Origin of the sequence: Kocuria sp. BT304, from assembly GCF_003290245.1 — a bacterium.
GTDB lineage: Bacteria > Actinomycetota > Actinomycetes > Actinomycetales > Micrococcaceae > Kocuria > Kocuria rhizophila_A.
Genome location: NZ_CP030039.1, coordinates 837226 through 855499 on the forward strand (window position 1 = coordinate 837226; position 18274 = coordinate 855499).

The 18274-nt window shown below is 70.7% G+C and carries 15 protein-coding genes; 13 read left to right on the forward strand and 2 right to left on the reverse strand.

Annotated features, from left to right (window positions below; genetic code table 11):
- Positions 1-15 precede the first annotated feature (15 nt).
- The 8 genes from rpsK to glmM all read left to right on the forward strand — a co-directional run bounded on the left by rpsK (position 16) and on the right by glmM (position 7449).
- Entirely contained in the window at positions 16-420 is a 405-nt protein-coding gene (rpsK, locus tag DNL27_RS03860) for a 30S ribosomal protein S11 (RefSeq protein ID WP_012397714.1), read from the forward strand.
- A 147-nt stretch (positions 421-567) separates the two neighbouring features.
- Positions 568-1587, forward strand: coding sequence for a DNA-directed RNA polymerase subunit alpha (locus DNL27_RS03865; RefSeq protein ID WP_012397715.1), 1020 nt, complete (start codon positions 568-570; stop codon positions 1585-1587).
- A 71-nt stretch (positions 1588-1658) separates the two neighbouring features.
- Positions 1659-2423, forward strand: coding sequence for a 50S ribosomal protein L17 (gene rplQ / locus DNL27_RS03870; RefSeq protein WP_012397716.1), 765 nt, complete (start codon positions 1659-1661; stop codon positions 2421-2423).
- An 88-nt stretch (positions 2424-2511) separates the two neighbouring features.
- A complete protein-coding gene (locus DNL27_RS03875) occupies positions 2512-3516 on the forward strand; it encodes a tRNA pseudouridine(38-40) synthase TruA (RefSeq protein WP_112234740.1) in 1005 nt (334 codons plus the stop codon).
- A 266-nt stretch (positions 3517-3782) separates the two neighbouring features.
- Positions 3783-4226, forward strand: coding sequence for a 50S ribosomal protein L13 (gene rplM / locus DNL27_RS03880; protein WP_012397718.1), 444 nt, complete (start codon positions 3783-3785; stop codon positions 4224-4226).
- 32 nt (positions 4227-4258) lie between these two features.
- Complete coding sequence (gene rpsI / locus DNL27_RS03885) at positions 4259-4762, forward strand: 30S ribosomal protein S9 (RefSeq protein ID WP_012397719.1); 504 nt, start codon at positions 4259-4261, stop codon at positions 4760-4762.
- Between the two features lie 242 nt (positions 4763-5004).
- Positions 5005-6045 carry a polyphosphate kinase 2 gene (gene ppk2 / locus DNL27_RS03890; protein WP_041297300.1) on the forward strand — a complete coding sequence of 347 codons (1041 nt, stop codon included), beginning with the start codon at positions 5005-5007 and terminating at the stop codon, positions 6043-6045.
- Positions 6046-6093: 48 nt separating this feature from the next.
- Positions 6094-7449, forward strand: coding sequence for a phosphoglucosamine mutase (gene glmM / locus DNL27_RS03895; RefSeq protein WP_012397721.1), 1356 nt, complete (start codon positions 6094-6096; stop codon positions 7447-7449).
- 68 nt (positions 7450-7517) lie between these two features.
- Here glmM and mscL read toward each other — a convergent pair whose 3' ends face one another.
- Both mscL and coaA read right to left on the reverse strand, forming a co-directional pair.
- A complete protein-coding gene (gene mscL / locus DNL27_RS03900) occupies positions 7518-7952 on the reverse strand; it encodes a large conductance mechanosensitive channel protein MscL (RefSeq protein ID WP_012397722.1) in 435 nt (144 codons plus the stop codon).
- A 107-nt stretch (positions 7953-8059) separates the two neighbouring features.
- Positions 8060-9016, reverse strand: a complete 957-nt coding sequence (gene coaA, locus DNL27_RS03905) for a type I pantothenate kinase (protein ID WP_012397723.1) — start codon at positions 9014-9016, stop codon at positions 8060-8062.
- A gap of 73 nt (positions 9017-9089) precedes the next feature.
- Here coaA and glmS point away from each other — a divergent pair, with 73 nt between their 5' ends.
- The 5 genes from glmS to treY all read left to right on the forward strand — a co-directional run bounded on the left by glmS (position 9090) and on the right by treY (position 18272).
- On the forward strand, positions 9090-10973 hold the full coding sequence (glmS, locus tag DNL27_RS03910; RefSeq protein ID WP_012397724.1) for a glutamine--fructose-6-phosphate transaminase (isomerizing): 1884 nt from the start codon (positions 9090-9092) through the stop codon (positions 10971-10973).
- A gap of 197 nt (positions 10974-11170) precedes the next feature.
- Complete coding sequence (locus DNL27_RS03915; RefSeq protein ID WP_012397725.1) at positions 11171-11542, forward strand: holo-ACP synthase; 372 nt, start codon at positions 11171-11173, stop codon at positions 11540-11542.
- Positions 11535-13481, forward strand: a complete 1947-nt coding sequence (locus DNL27_RS03920; RefSeq protein ID WP_112234741.1) for a bifunctional ADP-dependent NAD(P)H-hydrate dehydratase/NAD(P)H-hydrate epimerase — start codon at positions 11535-11537, stop codon at positions 13479-13481. The genes DNL27_RS03915 and DNL27_RS03920 overlap by 8 nt, the downstream gene beginning before the upstream one ends.
- 84 nt (positions 13482-13565) lie before the next feature.
- Positions 13566-15743, forward strand: a complete 2178-nt coding sequence (gene glgX, locus DNL27_RS03925; RefSeq protein ID WP_012397727.1) for a glycogen debranching protein GlgX — start codon at positions 13566-13568, stop codon at positions 15741-15743.
- Between the two features lie 159 nt (positions 15744-15902).
- Positions 15903-18272, forward strand: coding sequence for a malto-oligosyltrehalose synthase (gene treY, locus DNL27_RS03930; RefSeq protein ID WP_112234742.1), 2370 nt, complete (start codon positions 15903-15905; stop codon positions 18270-18272).
- The last annotated feature ends 2 nt before the right edge of the window (positions 18273-18274 follow it).

Genomic DNA, 18274 nt, shown 5'->3' on the forward strand with positions numbered 1-18274 from the left:
TTTGTAGGAGAATCCATGGCCCAGAAAACTCGCGCGACGGCCGCTCGCAAGCCGCGTCGCAAGGTGAACAAGAATGTGACCCAGGGACAGGCTCACATCAAGTCCACGTTCAACAACACCATCGTGTCCATCACCGACCCCTCGGGTGCGGTCCTGTCGTGGGCCTCGGCCGGCGGCATGGGCTTCAAGGGCTCGCGCAAGTCCACTCCGTTCGCCGCGCAGCAGGCCGCAGAGGCCGCAGCCAAGGGCGCCCAGGAGCACGGAATGCGCAAGGTGGATGTGTTCGTCAAGGGACCGGGCTCGGGGCGCGAGACCGCGATCCGCGCCCTGCAGGCCACCGGGCTGGAGGTCGGCTCCATCCAGGACGTGACCCCGTCCGCGCACAACGGCTGCCGTCCCCCGAAGCGCCGCCGCGTCTGACTCGTGTCGCGTGGTCACCGGGCTCTCACGAGCCCGGTGACCACGCATCGACGCGGTGACCTCGCCTGCTCACCGCGGCATCCACCCATTTTGTTTTCCACCACCTGCGTGCGTCATATGGCGGAGGCACGCTGAAAGGAAACATCAGTGCTCATCGCACAGCGCCCCACCCTCACGGAAGAGGCTGTGGCCGAGAACCGCTCCCGGTTCGTGATCGAACCCCTCGAGCCGGGTTTCGGGTACACCCTCGGTAACTCCCTGCGTCGCACGCTCCTGTCCTCCATCCCCGGGGCCTCCGTGACCAGCATCCGCATCGACGGCGTGCTGCACGAGTTCTCCACCGTGGAGGGCGTCAAGGAGGACGTCACCGAGCTCATCCTGAACATCAAGAAGCTCTCCCTGTCCTCCGAGGAGGACGAGCCCGTCACGGCGTGGCTGCGCAAGCAGGGCCCGGGTGAGGTCACCGCGGCTGACATCTCGGCCCCGGCCGGGGTGGAGGTCCACAACCCCGAGCTGCACATCGCCACGCTGAACTCGAAGGGCCAGCTCGAGATCGAGCTGACCATCGAGCGCGGCCGCGGCTACGTCTCGGCGTCCCAGAACAAGTCCGGTGACGCGGAGGTCGGTCGGATCCCCGTGGACTCGATCTACTCCCCGGTGCTCAAGGTGACCTTCCGCGTGGAGGCCACCCGTGTCGAGCAGCGCACCGACTTCGACAAGCTCATCCTGGACGTGGAGACCAAGGAGGCCATCTCCCCGCGTGACGCGGTGGCCTCTGCCGGCACCACCCTGGTGGAGCTGTTCGGGCTCGCCCGCGAGCTGAACTCCTCCGCCGAGGGCATCGAGATCGGGCCGTCGCCCACGGACGCGGCCGCCGCCGCGGACATGGCGCTGCCCATCGAGGATCTCGAGCTGTCGGTGCGGTCCTACAACTGCCTCAAGCGCGAGGGCATCCACAGCGTGGGTGAGCTCGTGGGCCGTTCCGAGGCGGACCTCATGGACATCCGCAACTTCGGTGCGAAGTCCATCGACGAGGTCAAGGACAAGCTCGGCGAGCTCGGTCTGGCCCTGAAGGATTCCCCTCCGGGCTACGACCTCGCCGCCCACGCGGCGTCCCTCGAGGACGAGGACGACAACAACAACCCGTTCGACGTCGACCTCGACTGACGCCCACACCACTTTCCGTGCCCCGCGGCGGCTGAGCCTACCGCGCGGGCCCGATCACCAGGAGACCTGATATGCCTACCCCTACCAAGGGACCCCGTCTCGGCGCCGGGCCGACCCACGAGCGCATGATCCTCTCGAACATGTCCCAGCAGCTGTTCGAGCACAAGCGCATCACCACCACCGTGACCAAGGCCAAGCGCCTGCGTCCCGTGGCCGAGCGCCTGATCACCTTCGCCAAGCGCGGTGACCTGGCCTCCCGTCGCCGCGTGATGCGCCAGCTGACCGACAAGTCCGTGGTGCACGAGCTCTTCACGAGCATCGCACCGGCCATGGACGGCCGCGAGGGTGGCTACACCCGCATCACCAAGATCGGCAACCGCAAGGGCGACAACGCCCCCATGGCCGTGATCGAGCTGGTCATGGAGCCGGTCGCCTCCAAGGCCACCGTGTCCGAGGCCGAGCGCGCCACCGCCAAGGCCGCCCCGGCTCCCGTCGCTCCCGTGGACACCCCCGCCGGTTCCACCACCGCGGACGTGCAGGAGAAGGAGATCCCGGCCGACGAGCAGGCTCCCGCCGTGGGCTCCGAGGAGGCCGCCGAGGTCGCCGCGGAGAACCAGGACGCCGAGTTCCCGGGTTCGCACGCACCGCTCGAGTCCGGTGAGGCCCCCGAGGGCTTCGCCGTCAAGGGCAACCGCAACTCCATGAAGTACCACGTGCCCGGTTCGCGCTGGTACTCCGGTACCACCGCCGAGATCTGGTTCGACTCCCCGGCCAACGCCGAGGCCGCCGGCTTCCAGCCGGCCGGTGGAGCCGCCGCCCAGAAGATCTCCGAGTAGTCGAGGGATCTCCCCGCGAGGGGACGGCCGGAACGACGCCGCCGCAGGTTGCCTGCGGCGGCGTCGTCGTATCCGAGGAGGAGTGAGGATGCCCGAGCAGGACCCGTGCGTGCGGCTGCGGATCGACCTGGCCTACGACGGCGCGCCGTTCCGCGGCTGGGCCCGCCAGCCCGGGCTGCCCAGCGTCCAGGAGGCCGTGGAGGACGCGCTCTGCCTGGTCTTCCGGGTGCGCTGCCCCACCGTGGTGGCCGGGCGGACCGACACGGGCGTCCACGCCCGGAGCCAGACCGTGCACGTGGACGTGCCCCGCGAGGCATGGGAACGGGTGACGCGGAGCAGGGGAACGGGCCGCGTCGCCGGAGCGCTGCCGGCGTCCCCGGACCCCGCGCACGCTTCCGCCACGGCAGCCACGGCAGCCACGACAGGACCGGTTGCGGCGTCCGACGCACGGGGGCCCGTGGACCCGGTGCTGGCCCGGCGGCTCAACGGCGCCCTGAACCGCGTGCTCGGCAAGGACCGCGCCGACCGGGGCTGGGAGCCCGTGGTGGGCGCGGTGGTCGTGCAGAGCGTGGCGCAGGCGCCGCCGGGCTTCGACGCGCGGTTCTCGGCGCTCTCCCGCGCGTACCGGTACCGCGTGGCGGACGCCCGGACGGGCCACGACCCGCTGACCCGCACGTTCTCGTGGTGGGTCGACCCGCAACTGGACGTCGCGGCCATGGACGGCGCGGTCCGCGAGCTGCTGGGGCTGCACGACTTCCTGAGCTACTGCAAGCCACGGGCGGGAGCCACCACCGTGCGCGAGCTGCAGCGCGCCACCGTGGACCGTGACGAGCACGGCATGATCACCGTGGCCCTCACCGCGGACGCCTTCTGCCACCACATGGTCCGTTCCGTGGTGGGGGCCCTGGTGCGCGTGGGGGAGGGCCGCCACGGGCCCTCCTGGCCGGGGGAACGGCTGCGGGCCCGCACGCGGGACGCGGCCATCGTGATGGCCCCGGCGCACGGTCTGGTGCTCGACGCCGTGGCCTATCCCGACGACGCCCTGCTCGCCGAGCGTGCCCGCGTCACCCGCGCGCGGCGCGGCGGCGACTGAGCGGCATCGGCGGGCCCACCCCGGGCACACGGCCCGGCACTGGCGGGGTCCGCGGGGATCGGGTATCATCGAACGCTGTTGTGCGTGTTCTGCCCCGGTTCACGTGTACCCGCAGCGGTCGCTCATGTTGCAGAGCGCAAGGCCGTGCGGTGCACCGGGTTGCGGACGCACGGATGCCGCCCGGATCTCACCCGGGCCCCGAAGCACAGCGGAACCGATCGACACGAGTAATCGTGTCTTCACCAGACAAACGAAGGCAGATCAACGTGCGTACGTACACTCCGAAGCCCGGTGACGTCCAGCGTCAGTGGCACGTCATCGACGCCACCGACGTCGTCCTGGGTCGTCTTGCCAGCCAGACCGCAACGCTGCTGCGCGGGAAGCACAAGCCGACCTTCGCTCCCCACGTGGACACCGGCGACTTCGTCATCATCATCAACGCGGAGAAGGTGGCCCTCACCGGCTCCAAGCTCCAGAAGAAGCGCGCCTATCGGCACTCCGGCTACCCGGGCGGACTCAAGTCCACCAGCTACGCCGAGCTGCTCGAGAAGAACCCCACGCGCGCCGTGGAGAAGGCCATCAAGGGCATGCTGCCCAAGAACAAGTTGGCCGCCCAGCAGCTGTCCAAGCTCAAGGTCTACGCCGGTGCCGAGCACCCGCACCAGGCCCAGCAGCCCAAGCCCTACGAATTCACGCAGGTCGCCCAGTAATTCGGGCCAACGAAGAACATACAAGGAGAATCGTGGCTCAGAACACTGAAGAGCAGATCACCGAGGACGTGGAGCTGACCAGCTACACCTCCGAGTCCACCGAGTCCGTGGCCGGCTCCGCCGCCATGTCCGAGCGCCCCGCGCTGACCGTCCCCGGCCAGGCCGTGGGCCGCCGCAAGCAGGCCATCGCCCGCGTGCGCCTGGTTCCCGGTTCCGGCAAGTGGACCGTCAACGGCCGCAGCCTGGAGGAGTACTTCCCCAACAAGCTGCACCAGCAGGAGGTCAACGACCCCTTCACGCTGCTGGAGCTGCAGGGCGGCTACGACGTCATCGCCCGCATCAGCGGCGGCGGCCCCTCCGGCCAGGCCGGTGCGCTGCGCCTTGGCGTGGCCCGTGCCCTCAACGAGATCGACGCCGAGCACAACCGCCCGGCGCTGAAGAAGGCCGGCTTCCTCACCCGTGACGCCCGCGTCATCGAGCGCAAGAAGGCCGGCCTCAAGAAGGCGCGCAAGGCTCCGCAGTACTCCAAGCGCTAAACGACGCCACCCGGCCCCCCGGCCGGACTGCGCCTTGCAGGGTCCCGTTCCTCGGCTTCGGCCGGGGGTCGGGGCCCTGCCTCGTTTCGCGCCCGGGTTCGCCGCGCGGTGGGTGGGACGAGCGGGGGAGCCGCACGCGGCGTCGTCGTGACCGGTGTTGCGCGGGTATCCGCAACGTGACGCGGGCGTAAAGTGCGAGGTGGGGCACCGCAGCCCCACCGCACCGTCACGAGAGGGCCCGTATGAGCAAGCAGCCGGACCAGCAGCAGGAGAACGCCATCATCGCGAAGGCCGAGGACGAGGCGGCGCAGCACGCCCGTCAGGACAGCGCGGTGGACGAGGCCCTCAAGAAGGAGCAGCACCGGGTGTCGGTGGTCGAGGACTACGCGGCGGAGCTCGACGAGATCGGCGAGCTGGACAGGAAGCTGCACAAGAAGCGCGGCGCGGAGGACTCGCAGGCCTGGAAGATCGGCTACCCCTACGATGAGAAGCTCTCCCGCAAGGACTACGAGCGCACCAAGCGTGCCCTGCAGATCGAGCTGCTCAAGCTGCAGCTGTGGATCAAGGAGACCGGCCAGAAGCTGCTCATCATCTTCGAGGGTCGTGACGCGGCGGGCAAGGGTGGAGCGATCAAGCGCTTCACGGAGCACCTGAACCCCCGTGGCGCGCGCGTGGTGGCACTCGAGAAGCCCACCGACATCGAGCAGACGCAGTGGTACTTCCAGCGCTACGTGCAGCACCTGCCCTCGGGCGGCGAGATCGTGCTCATGGACCGCTCGTGGTACAACCGGGCCGGCGTGGAGCGCGTGATGGGCTACTGCACCTCCCAGCAGTACTACGAGTTCATGCGCCAGGCCCCGGAGTTCGAGCGGATGCTCGTGAACTCGGACACCCACCTGATCAAGTTCTGGTTCTCGGTCACGCGTGCCGAGCAGCTGGCGCGCTTCCAGTCGCGCCGCACGGACCCCGTGCGCCAGTGGAAGCTCTCGCCCACGGACGTGGCGTCCCTGGACAAGTGGGACGACTACACCGAGGCCAAGGAGGCGATGTTCTTCTACACGGACACCGGAGACGCGCCCTGGACCGTGATCAAGTCCAACGACAAGAAGCGCGCCCGGCTGGAGGCCATGCGCTACGTGCTCACGCAGTTCGACTACCCCAACAAGGACCACTCCCTGGTGGGTTCGGTGGACTCCAAGATCGTGGGCGGCGCCACGGACTTCACGGACGACAACGGCGCCAACCCGGACGGCTTCCCGGTGGTCCGCCCCGGCAAGGACTGAGCCGGGTGCGCCGCCAACGCCCAGAGGATGGTCGTAGGATGATCTGCGATGTCTAGAATCTTTGGAACGGACGGCGTCCGCGGTCTCGCGAACGGCCTCCTCACAGCAGAACTGGCCATGGAGCTGTCGCAGGCCGCGGCGATCGTCCTGGGCCACCGCCACGCACCGGAGGGACAGCGCCCCACGGCCGTGGTGGCGCGGGACGGCCGGGCGAGCGGTGAGTTCATCGGCGCCGCCGTCACCGCGGGTCTCGCGAGCTCCGGCGTGGACGTCTACGACGCCGGCGTGCTCCCCACCCCGGCCGCGGCGTACCTGGTGGGGGACATCGACGCCGACTTCGGCGTGATGATCTCCGCCTCGCACAACCCCGCGCCGGACAACGGGATCAAGTTCCTGGCCCACGGCGGCAAGAAGCTGCCCGACGCCGTGGAGGACACCATCCAGCAGGTCTACGAGGCCAAGGACTTCGTGCGCCCCACGGGCGCCGAGGTGGGCCGTGTGACCCGCCTGTCCGACGCCGAGGACCGCTACATCCTGCACCTGGTGGGCGCCATCCCGCACCGCCTGGACGGACTGTCCATCGTGCTGGACTGCGCCAACGGCGCGGCCTCGGGAGCCTCCCCGGACGCCTTCCGGGACGCGGGCGCCACCGTGCACGTGATCGGTGCGGAGCCCGACGGCCTGAACATCAACGACGGCGTGGGCTCCACGCACCTGGGCCCGCTCAAGCAGGCGGTCCGGGAGCTGGGCGCGGACCTCGGGATCGCGCACGACGGCGACGCCGACCGCTGCCTCGCGGTGGACCACACCGGCACGGAGGTGGACGGGGACCAGATCATGTGCATCCTGGCCGTTGCGATGAAGGAGGCCGGGCGGCTGAACCAGGACACCCTGGTGGCCACGGTGATGAGCAACCTGGGTCTGCAGCTCGCCCTCGACGAGGCCGGGATCACCCTGGTGCGCGCCTCCGTGGGGGACCGCTACGTCCTGGAGTCCATGGTGGCCAACGGCTACAACCTGGGCGGGGAGCAGTCCGGACACGTGATCATGGCGGACTACGCCACCACGGGGGACGGTCTGCTGACCGGGCTGATGCTGGCCTCCCGCGTGGCCCAGACGGGCATGCCCCTGCAGGAGCTCGCCCGCACCATGACGCGGATGCCGCAGGTGATGATCAATGTGAAGAACGTGGACAAGGCCGCGGCCAAGACCAGCGAACCGGTCCTCGAGGCCGTGGCCCGCACCGAGGAGCGGCTCGGGGCGGAGGGCCGTGTGCTGCTGCGCCCGTCCGGTACCGAGCCGGTGGTGCGCGTGATGGTCGAGGCCGCCACGCACGAGGACGCCCGCCGGGAGGCGGAGCAGCTCGTCTCCGCCGTGGAGGAGCACCTCAGCCTGCAGAGCTGAACCACGCACGGACGAGGGCCCCGCATCCTGGTGGATGCGGGGCCCCCGTGGTCGGAAGGGACGGGCGGTCAGACGGCAGGGCCGGAGTGACGACCCTCGGCGCCCGGCGCGGCGGGGTTGCCGGCGAGGGCGTCACGGATCTCGGTGAGCAGCACCGTGTTGGGATCGGCGGGCTCCGCGGTGGGCTCGATGCCCATGCGGCGGTTGCGACGCTCGATCATCTTGTTCATGGGGAGCACGATGCAGAAGTACACCGCGGCCGCAATGAGCAGGAAGTTGACGACCGCGGTGAGCAGCACGCCGAACTTCAGCTCGTTGCCGCGCAGGGTGACCACGGCGAAGGTGTCGAAGTTGGGGGACCCGACGACGGCGGATATGGCGGGCATGAGCACGCTCTCCACGAGGGCGTTGACGATCTTGGAGAACGCGGCACCGATGATGACGGCAACCGCGAGATCCATCACGTTGCCCTTCATGATGAATTCCTTGAAACCACTAAGCATGGCGCTCACAGTACAGAGACGCACGATCATTCAGGAAATTCTGAGGGCCTGAGCACGTGTCGTGACGCGGGGGCGGCGCAGCGCAGTGATCACCCGCCGTGCCCCCGTCAGTTCTTGCGCAGCAGCACCCGGCGGATCTTGTGGTCGTGGTCCTTGGAGAGGATCAGGCGGGCCCGTCCCCGGGTGGGCCGGACGTTCTGCTCCAGGTTGGGCTCGTTGATCCGGTGCCAGATGTCGGTGGCCACGTCCCGGGCCTCGGTGTCGGTGAGGTTGGCGTAGCGGTGGAAGTAGGAATGGGGGTCCGCGAAGGCCGAGGAGCGCAGCGCCTGGAACCGTTCCACGTACCAGCGCTCGATGTCCGCGGTGCGCGCGTCCACGTAGATGCTGAAGTCGAAGAAGTCGCTCAGGGCCAGAGCCGTGCGGTTGCCGCTCTCCAGCTTGGCGGGCGCCAGCACGTTGAGTCCCTCCACGATCACGACGTCCGGGCGGGTGACCACCACCTCCTCGTCCGGGAGGATGTCGTAGGTCACGTGGGAGTACTTGGGGGCCCGCACCTCGGCGGCCCCGGACTTGATCTCGGCCACGAAGCGTAGCAGGGCGCGGCGGTCGTAGGACTCCGGGAAGCCCTTGCGGTCCATGAGCCCGCGGCGCCGCAGCTCCGCGTTGGGGTGGAGGAAGCCGTCCGTGGTGACCAGCTGGACGTTCGGGGTGGAGGGCCAGCGGGAGAGCATCTCCCGCAGCAGGCGGGCGGTGGTGGACTTGCCCGCAGCCACGGAGCCGGCGATCCCGATCACGAAGGGGGTGCGCGCGTGGTGCTCGCCCAGGAACGAGTTGGTCGCGGCGTTGAGCTGCGTGGAGGACATGTCGTAGAGGGTCAGCAGTCGCGACAGCGGGAGGTAGACCTCGCGCACCTCGTCCACGTCCAGGCGGTCACCGAGACCGCGCAGGTTCTCGATCTCCTGCGCGGTGAGAGGGACGTCGATTTCGTGGGAGAGTCTGGACCACGTCTGACGATCCAGCTCCACGAACGGGGAGACGCGCTGGGTGGTGGGCTGTGTGCTCATGCTCGGACCAGTGTAGGCCCGCCCGTACCGCACCGGCGCACGAGGGGACCCGTTTCCGGTAGAATCCACTCTCATGTGTGGAATTGTGGGATATGTGGGCTCCAAGGGTGCTGACGGTCGGACGCACACCGCGCTCGACGTGATCCTCGAAGGGTTGCGCCGCCTCGAGTACCGCGGCTACGACTCCGCCGGGGTCGCCGTGATCGCGGACGGCGAGGTCGAGTACCGCAAGAAGGCCGGCAAGCTCAGCAATCTCGTGGCGGAGCTGGAGGCCCACCCCCTGCCCGACTCCACGATCGGCATCGGGCACACCCGGTGGGCCACGCACGGCGGGCCCTCGGACGTCAACGCCCACCCGCACGTGGTGGACGGCGGCAAGCTCGCCATGATCCACAACGGCATCATCGAGAACTTCAGTGAGATCAAGCGCGAACTGGTCGCGCAGGGCGAGACCTTCGTGTCCGAGACGGACACCGAGGTGGCCGCCGTGCTGCTGGCCCGCACCTACAACGCCCAGGACGACGGTCACAAGGACCTCACGGTGGCCATGCAGGACACGTGCCGCCGCCTCGAGGGTGCGTTCACGCTGCTGGCCGTGCACGCCGACGTCCCGGACCGCGTGGTGGCCGCCCGCCGCAACTCCCCGCTCGTGATCGGGCTGGGCGAGGGCGAGAACTTCCTGGGCTCGGACGTCTCCGGCTTCATCGACTACACCAAGCGGGCCGTGGAGATGGGCCAGGACCAGATCGTGACCATCACCGCGGACGACTACTCGATCGTGGACTTCCACGGCAGCCCTGCCGAGGGCAAGCCCTTCGACATCGAGTGGGACGCCGCCGCCGCCGAGAAGGACGGCTACCCCTCCTTCATGGAGAAGGAGATCCACGACCAGCCCGCCGCGGTGGGGGACACCCTGCTAGGCCGCCTGGACGAGAACGGCCGGCTCACGCTGGACGAGATCAAGATCGACGAGTCCGTGCTGCGCTCGATCGACAAGATCGTGGTCATCGCGTGCGGCACCGCGGCCTACGCCGGGCAGGTGGCCCGCTACGCCATCGAGCACTGGTGCCGGATCCCCACCGAGGTGGAGCTGGCCCACGAGTTCCGCTACCGGGACCCGATCGTCAACGAGAAGACCCTGGTGGTGGCCGTCTCCCAGTCCGGCGAGACCATGGACACGCTGATGGCCGTGCGCCACGCGCAGGAGCAGGGCGCCAAGGTGGTGGCCATCTGCAACACCAACGGCTCCACGATTCCGCGCGAGGCCGACGCCGTGCTGTACACCCACGCCGGCCCCGAGATCGCGGTGGCCTCCACCAAGGCGTTCCTCGCGCAGATCACCGCGGCGTACCTGCTGGGGCTGTACCTCGCGCAGCTGCGCGGCAACAAGTACCAGGACGAGATCGGCGGCATCCTCTCCGAGCTCGAGGCCATGCCCGCCAAGATCCAGCGCGTGCTGGACGAGGTGGAGCCGCAGGTCAAGGAGCTCGCCACGAGCATGGAGGACGCCGAGTCCGTGCTGTTCCTGGGCCGTCACGTGGGCTACCCCGTGGCCATGGAGGGCGCCCTCAAGCTCAAGGAGATCGCCTACATCCACGCCGAGGGCTTCGCGGCGGGTGAGCTCAAGCACGGCCCCATCGCGCTGATCGACCAGGGTCAGCCCGTGATCGTGATCGTGCCCTCTCCCCGCGGCCGGGACTCGCTGCACGCCAAGGTGGTCTCCAACATCCAGGAGATCCGCGCTCGGGGTGCGGAGACGATCGTGATCGCAGAGGAGGGCGACGACGCCGTGCGCGAGTTCGCCACGCACGTGTTCCACGTGCCCGAGGCCCCCACGCTGCTGCAGCCCCTGCTGGCCACGGTGCCCCTGCAGATCTTCGCGTGCGAGCTCGCCGGGGCCAAGGGCTACGACGTGGACCAGCCGCGCAACCTCGCGAAGTCCGTCACGGTCGAGTAGCCGCAGCTCGTTCCCGCACACGGCGGGTGGTGCCCTCTCACAGGGTGTCACCCGCCGTCGTCGTTGCCGGGGCGGCCGCCGCGGGGACGACGACGCCGCGGTGCCCCGGCGGGGGAGCGGGCCGCGCGGCGCCGGGGTGCGCGGGCGACGTCGCGCGGTGCCTTCTGAGGGTCGGAGGGCGCCGCTAGGCTGACGGCATGATCGTGGGCACCGGCGTGGACATCGTGGACATCGCGCGTTTCGAGCGGCAGCTCGAGCGCACCCCCCGGCTGCGGGAGCGGCTGTTCGTGCCGCACGAGCGGGAGCTGGCCCCGCGGTCGCTGGCCGCGCGCTTCGCGGTCAAGGAGGCGGCGGCCAAAGCACTGCTGGCGCCGCCGGGGATGATCTGGCAGGACTGCTGGGTCAGCAACGACGAGCACGGCGCGCCCCACCTGCACACCACCGGGACGGTGGCCCGGCAGCAGCGGGCCCGCGGTGTGGACACGTGGCACGTGAGCATTTCCCACGACGGCGGCATGGCCGTGGCGTTCGTGGTGGCCGAGGCACAGGAAGGATCCCGTGATGATTGAGGCCCGCTCCGGTGAGAGCATCCGTCGAGCCGAGCAGCCCCTGCTCGACGCGGGACAGGGGGACGCCCTCATGCACCGGGCGGCCCGCGGGCTCGCCCGCGCGTGCGAGGCGCAGCTGCGCGCCGGTTCCGGGGCCCTCGGCGGCACCCGGGCGGTGGTGCTCGTGGGCCCGGGCAACAACGGTGGCGACGGCCTCTGGGCCGGGGCGTTCCTGCGCCGCCGCGGCGTGGCGGTGGTGGCCGTGCTGACGGGTTCCCGCGCGCACGAGGCGGGCCTGGAGGCGTTCAGGCGGGCGGGCGGCGTCGTCACGCGGCTGGTCGAGGACGCCGTGCGCGGCCACGGGCCCGGCGCGGCCGGAGAACAGGCAGGGGCGGCTCGCGACGAGGCGGGTGCGAGCCCCGGCAATGGGGCGGGCTCGGACGGCCCGGCCACCGACGGCACCGGCGCGGCCACCCACGGAGCGGGCGCGGGAGGTCGTGGCAGCAGGAGGACCGGAGACCGGACGGCCACGGCGGATTCCCCGGCGGAGGCGGTGGCCGCCGCGGAACCCGTCGACGTGGCCGGGGCGGCGGAGCTGCTGTGGGCGGCGGACCTCGTGGTGGACGCTGTGCTCGGCACCGGCGCGAGCGGCGGGCTCAGGGGGCCGGTCGCGGACCTGGTGCGGGAATTCGAGGTGCGCCGGGGCCGGGACGCGCGCGGCGGGCAGCGCCGCCCTCGCGTGGTGGCGTGCGACATCGTCTCGGGCGTGTCCGCGGACACCGGGCAGAGCCCCGGGCCCGTGCTCACGGCGGACGCGACCGTGACGTTCGGCAGCGCGAAGACCGGCCACGTCGTCTCCCCGGGGGAGCAGGCCGCGGGTGCGCTGACCGTGGTGTCGATCGGCATCGAGGACCTGCTGGGCCCCGCGGCCGTGCACCGTGTGGAGCACCGGGACGTCCTGGAGGCGTGGCCGCGGCCCACGGCCACCGACACCAAGTACTCGCGCGGGGTGCTCGGCGTGGTCGCCGGGGCCCCCAGCTATCCCGGTGCGGCCATCATGTGCACGCAGGCCGCCGTGAACGCCGGAGCCGGGATGGTCCGCTTCCTGGGGGACGCCGCGGCACGGGCCATGGTGCTTACGCGCAGCCCCGAGGTGGTGTGCTCCGACGACCAGCCGTGGGACGTCCACGTGCAGGCCTGGCTCGCGGGCCCCGGCGTGGTGGGGGACGAGTCCCAGGCCGCGCGCGTGCAGGCCGTGATCGAGGCCGCCGAGCCCGCGGTGCTGGACGCCGGGGCGCTCGACGCCGCGGCGCGCTCGGTCGCGGACGCCCGGCTGGGTCCGCACAAGGTCCTCACCCCGCACGCGGGAGAGCTGTCACAGATCTTCGACTGGCTGCACGGCTTCGGGCTGTGCGAGGCGGGGGTCGAGCGCACGGAGATCGAGGCGAACCCGCTGCACTGGGCCCGCGAGGCCGCCCGGCTGACCGGGGCCACCGTGCTGCTCAAGGGGGCCACCACCGTGATCGCCTCACCCGTTGCCTCCGCACCGGGGCACCGGGCGGAGTACGCGGCAGCGGCCCCGTCCGAGCCCCGCCCGGACCGGGAGCAGGGCGGCGGAGCCGACCCCGCGGCGTCGTCGAGCACCGCGCACCGCGAGGCGTCCCCGAGCACGCCGGACGAGTGCCTGTGCCTCAGCGTGGGCGGTGCCAGTGCCTGGCTTGCGACCGCGGGGTCCGGGGACACCCTCGCCGGGATCCTCGGTACCGTGCTCGCCCACGTGGCCGAGCACCTGGACGCCCTCGCCGGCCTCGGCCCGTGGGCGTGCGGGGACGGCCGGTGGGCCGCGGCCGCGGCGCTGGGAGCCGGGCTGCACGCGCTCGCATCGCGCGCCCACGGGGAGGGCCCCGTGCCCCCGTCCGTACTCGCCGAGAACGTCCGCGCGGTCCTCACCCGTCCGTGAGCGCCACCCGGAACGGCTATGGTTGGACGTTGGCCGAGAGCGGGGGACCCGTGCTCGGCCCCACCACACCCTGAGGAGAACCACATGGAAGTTTGGCCCGGACACCCGTATCCACTGGGCGCCACGTTCGACGGCACAGGGACCAATTTCGCGATCTTCTCGGAGGTCGCCGACCGCGTGGAGCTGTGCCTGTTCGACGAGGACGGCGCCGAGACCCGCGTGGAGGTCACCGCCGTGGACAGCTACGTGTGGCACTGCTACCTCCCGGCCGTCCAGCCCGGTCAGCGCTACGGCTACCGTGTGCACGGCCCGTGGGACCCCTCCCAGGGGCTGCGCTGCAACCCCGACAAGCTGCTGCTGGACCCCTACGCCAAGGCCGTGGAGGGCGGGATCGACTGGGACGAGTCCCTGTTCTCCTACAACTTCGGCGACGAGGACTCCGAGAACCACCAGGACTCCGCCGCGCACATGATGAAGGGCGTGGTGATCAACCCGTTCTTCGACTGGGAGGGCGACCGCACCCCCCACACCCCGTACCACAAGTCCGTGATCTACGAGGCGCACGTCAAGGGCCTCACCGAGCAGCACCCCGAGGTTCCCGAGGAGCAGCGCGGCACCTACGCGGGGGTCTCCCACCCCGCGGTGATCGCCCACCTCAAGAAGCTCGGCGTCACCGCGGTGGAGCTGATGCCCGTGCACCAGTTCGTGCAGGACTCCACGCTGCTGGAGAAGGGGCTGCGCAACTACTGGGGCTACAACACCATCGCGTTCTTCGCCCCGCACAACGAGTACAGCGCCGCCTCCCACCTGGGCAGCCAGGTGCAGGAGTTCAAGGCCATGGTCCGCGCCCTGCACCAGGCGGACATCGAGGTCATCCTGGACGTGGTGTACAACCACACGGCCGAGGGCAACCACATGGGCCCCACGCTGTCCATGAAGGGCATCGACAACAACGCCTACTACCGCACCGTGGACGACGACCACAAGTTCTACATGGACTACACGGGCACCGGGAACTCGCTCAACGTGCGCCACCCGCACTCGCTGCAGCTGATCATGGACTCGCTGCGCTACTGGGTCACCGAGATGCGCGTGGACGGCTTCCGCTTCGACCTCGCCGCCACCCTCGCGCGGGAGTTCTACGACGTGGACAAGCTCTCCACGTTCTTCGAGCTCGTGCAGCAGGACCCGATCGTCTCGCAGGTCAAGCTCATCGCGGAACCCTGGGACATCGGCCCCGGCGGCTACCAGGTGGGCAACTTCCCGCCGCAGTGGACCGAGTGGAACGGCAAGTACCGGGACACCGTGCGCGACTTCTGGCGCGGGGAGCCCGCAACGCTCGGGGAGTTCGCGTCCCGCGTGACCGGCTCCGCGGACCTCTACGAGAACAGCGGCCGCCGCCCGTTCGCCTCCGTGAACTTCGTGACCGCCCACGACGGCTTCACCCTGCGGGACCTGGTCTCCTACAACGAGAAGCACAACGAGGCCAACGGCGAGGACAACAACGACGGCGAGTCCCACAACCGCTCGTGGAACTGCGGCGAGGAGGGCCCCACGGACGACGCCGCGGTGCTGGCCCTGCGCGCCCGCCAGCAGCGCAACTTCCTGGCCACCCTGATGCTCTCCCAGGGCACCCCCATGCTGCTGCACGGGGACGAGCTGGGGCGCACCCAGAAGGGCAACAACAACACGTACTGCCAGGACAACGAGCTCACGTGGATCAACTGGGAGAAGGTGGACGCGCCCCTCGTGGAATTCACCGCGGCCATCACCCGGCTGCGCCACGAGCACCCCACGTTCCGGCGCTCGCAGTTCTTCGACGGCCGCCCCGTGGACATGGGGGAGCTGGGCGAGGGAGATGCCATGCCGGACATCGCGTGGCTCAACACCGACGGCACGCCCATGGTTCCCTCCGACTGGGACGAGCCCCTGGCCCGCGCGGTGGGCATGTGGCTCAACGGTGAGGGCATCGCGGGCGTGGACATGCGCGGCCGCCGGATCACGGACGACAACTTCATCGTGTACTTCAACTCGAATCCGGAGCCCGTGGACGTGACCCTGCCCCCGGCCGAGTACGGCTTGAAGTGGGAGGAGATCCTGGACACCGCCGGCCGGCACTCGGACGGGGACGTGCGGGAGCACTCCAGCGTGCTGCAGATGGACGGAAAGTCCACCGTGCTGCTGCGCGCGTGGGAGGAGCCCGAGGAAGAGCCGGACGCCTCCGTGGCGGCGTCGGTCGCGGTGTACGCGGACGAGGGCTGAGCACCGACCGCGACTGCCCGGCGGCCGGACCACGCGGCTGAGCACCCGTGACGACCGCGCCACCCTCCCGGGGGTGGCGCGGTCGTCGTGTCCGGTGCGGGGTGCTCGCCCTGGGCGGATGGACTGGCACGAGCGCGCGCACTCCGCGAGACTGGAGGGGTGCTGACACCCACTTCCACGTACCGTCTCCAGATCACGTCCCAGCAGGACCTCCACCGCGCGGCGGAGCTGGTCCTGTACATCCGGCGCCTCGGGGCGGACTGGGTGTACCTCTCACCGATCCTGCGGGCCACGAGCGGCTCCGACCACGGCTACGACGTGGTGGACCCCACCGAGGTGGACCCCGAGCGCGGTGGCTCCGAGGGGCTCCGAGCCCTCTCCGAGGCCGCGCACGCCGCGGGGCTGGGCGTGGTGGTGGACATCGTCCCCAACCACCAGGGGGTGGCCGAGCCGCAGCAGAACCCGTGGTGGTGGTCCCTGCTCGCCGAGGGACGTGAGAGCCGCTACGCGGACGCGTTCGACGTCGACTGGGAGGCCGGGCACGGCAAGGTGCTGATCCCGGTGCTGGGTGACGGCGACGAGGACCTCTCGGCGCTGACCCTCCAGGACGGCACGCTGCGCTACTACGACAACGTCTACCCGCTCGCCGAGGGCACCTGGTCCGAGGGCGACAACCCCGCGGAGGTGCACTCGCGCCAGCACTACGAGCTGGTCAACTGGCGCCGGGGGGACTCCGAGCTGAACTACCGCCGCTTCTTCACCGTGGCCACGCTGGCCGGTGTGCGCGTGGAGGACCGGGCGGTCTTCGACGAGTCCCACGCGGAGGTCTCCCGCTGGTTCCGCAAGGGTCTCGTGGACGGGCTGCGGATCGACCACCCGGACGGCGTGCGGGACCCGCGCGGCTACCTCGAGATGCTGGCCGGGGTCACGGATGGCGCATGGACCGTGGTGGAGAAGATCCTGGAACCGGGGGAGTACCTCCCCGAGGACTGGCGCACGGCCGGCACCACGGGCTACGACTCCCTGGGGTGGATCGACCGTGTGCTGACCGATGCGCGGGGCCACTACGAGCTCGCCTCCCTGGACACGAAGCTGCGCGGCGGCACCCCCGTGCGTTGGGACGAGCTGATCCACGAGACCAAGCGCCGCATGGCGGACGAGGGCCTGTCCGCAGAGATCCACCGCCTGGTGCGCGAGCTGCCCGGGGACTTCCCGCACGGCGCGGAGGCGTCCTACGACGGGCTGGCGGAGATCGCCGCCAACTTCCCCGTGTATCGCACCTACCTCCCCGAGGGCGCGGAGCACCTGCGCGTGGCGGTGGCCGCAGCACGGGAGCGGCGCGCGGACCTCGACGTCGTGCTCACGGATCTCGCCCGCGTGCTGGGGCAGGGGGCCACCCGGCAGGAGGACCTGGCGGAGGTGGCCCGGCGCTTCCAGCAGACCTCCGGGATGATCATGGCCAAGGGCGTGGAGGACACCGCGTTCTACCGCTGGACCAAGCTCACGTCCCTCACGGAGGTGGGCGGCGACCCCTCGATCTTCTCCCTGACCCCGGAGCAGTTCCACGAGGAGGCCGCGAAGCGCCAGCGCGAGTCTCCGGCCACCATGAATGCGCTGACCACCCACGACACCAAGCGCTCCGCCGCGGTCCGTGCGCGCATCACGGTGCTCTCCGAGCTGCCGCGCGTGTGGTCCGAGACCGTCTCCACCCTCGTGGGCCGCGCGAAGGACGCCGGGATCTCGCTCTCGGACGGTCCCGCCGTGAACCTCGTGCTGCAGGCCGTGGTGGGCGCGTGGCCCCTGGAGCGGGACCGCGCCGTCGACTACGCCATGAAGGCCGTGCGCGAGGCGTCCGTGTCCACCGCGTGGGTGGACGGGGACGAGAACTTCGAGCGGGAGCTCACCCGCTTCATCGACTTCCTGTTCACGAACCCGCGCGCCCGCGGCGTCGTGGAGGGCTGCGTGGCCCGCGTGAGCGGCCCGGGCTGGGCCAACGCCCTGGCCGCCACGGCGCTGCAGCTGACCCTGCCGGGTGTTCCGGACATCTACCAGGGCCAGGAGCTGTGGGAGCCGTCCCTCGTGGACCCGGACAACCGCCGCTCCGTGGACTTCACGGCGCGAGAGGCGATGCTGACCGATCTCGACGCCGCCGCGCCGGGTTCTGCGGCAGCCACGCCCGCAGCGGACGAGACCGGCGCCGCGCGGATGCTGCTGACCTCCCGCGCCCTGCGGCTGCGCCGCGATCACCCCGAGCTCTTCACGGACTACACGCCGCTGGAGACCACGGGTGCGCTCGCGGAGCACGCCCTGGGCTTCGACCGCGGCGGCGCGGCCACCGTGGTCACGCGCTTCCCCGCCACGCTCGCCGCCGAGGGCGGTTTCACGGACGAGACCGTCGCGCTGGCCCCCGGCCTGTGGCAGGACGTCCTGACCCACCGCGAGTTCACGGCCGCCCAGGATGCGCGCGTCACGCTCGCCGAACTCCTCGACACCTACCCCGTGGCGATCCTGCGCCGGAAGGACGGCTGAAC

Coding starts and splice junctions, on each gene's coding strand:
- rpsK (WP_012397714.1), top strand. CDS start 16: ATGGCCCAGAAAACTCGCGCGACGGCCGCTCGCAAGCCGCGTCGCAAG.
- rplQ (WP_012397716.1), top strand. CDS start 1,659: ATGCCTACCCCTACCAAGGGACCCCGTCTCGGCGCCGGGCCGACCCAC.
- DNL27_RS03875 (WP_112234740.1), top strand. CDS start 2,512: ATGCCCGAGCAGGACCCGTGCGTGCGGCTGCGGATCGACCTGGCCTAC.
- ppk2 (WP_041297300.1), top strand. CDS start 5,005: ATGAGCAAGCAGCCGGACCAGCAGCAGGAGAACGCCATCATCGCGAAG.
- glmM (WP_012397721.1), top strand. CDS start 6,094: ATGTCTAGAATCTTTGGAACGGACGGCGTCCGCGGTCTCGCGAACGGC.
- mscL (WP_012397722.1), bottom strand. CDS start 7,952: ATGCTTAGTGGTTTCAAGGAATTCATCATGAAGGGCAACGTGATGGAT.
- coaA (WP_012397723.1), bottom strand. CDS start 9,016: ATGAGCACACAGCCCACCACCCAGCGCGTCTCCCCGTTCGTGGAGCTG.
- glmS (WP_012397724.1), top strand. CDS start 9,090: ATGTGTGGAATTGTGGGATATGTGGGCTCCAAGGGTGCTGACGGTCGG.
- DNL27_RS03915 (WP_012397725.1), top strand. CDS start 11,171: ATGATCGTGGGCACCGGCGTGGACATCGTGGACATCGCGCGTTTCGAG.
- DNL27_RS03920 (WP_112234741.1), top strand. CDS start 11,535: ATGATTGAGGCCCGCTCCGGTGAGAGCATCCGTCGAGCCGAGCAGCCC.
- glgX (WP_012397727.1), top strand. CDS start 13,566: ATGGAAGTTTGGCCCGGACACCCGTATCCACTGGGCGCCACGTTCGAC.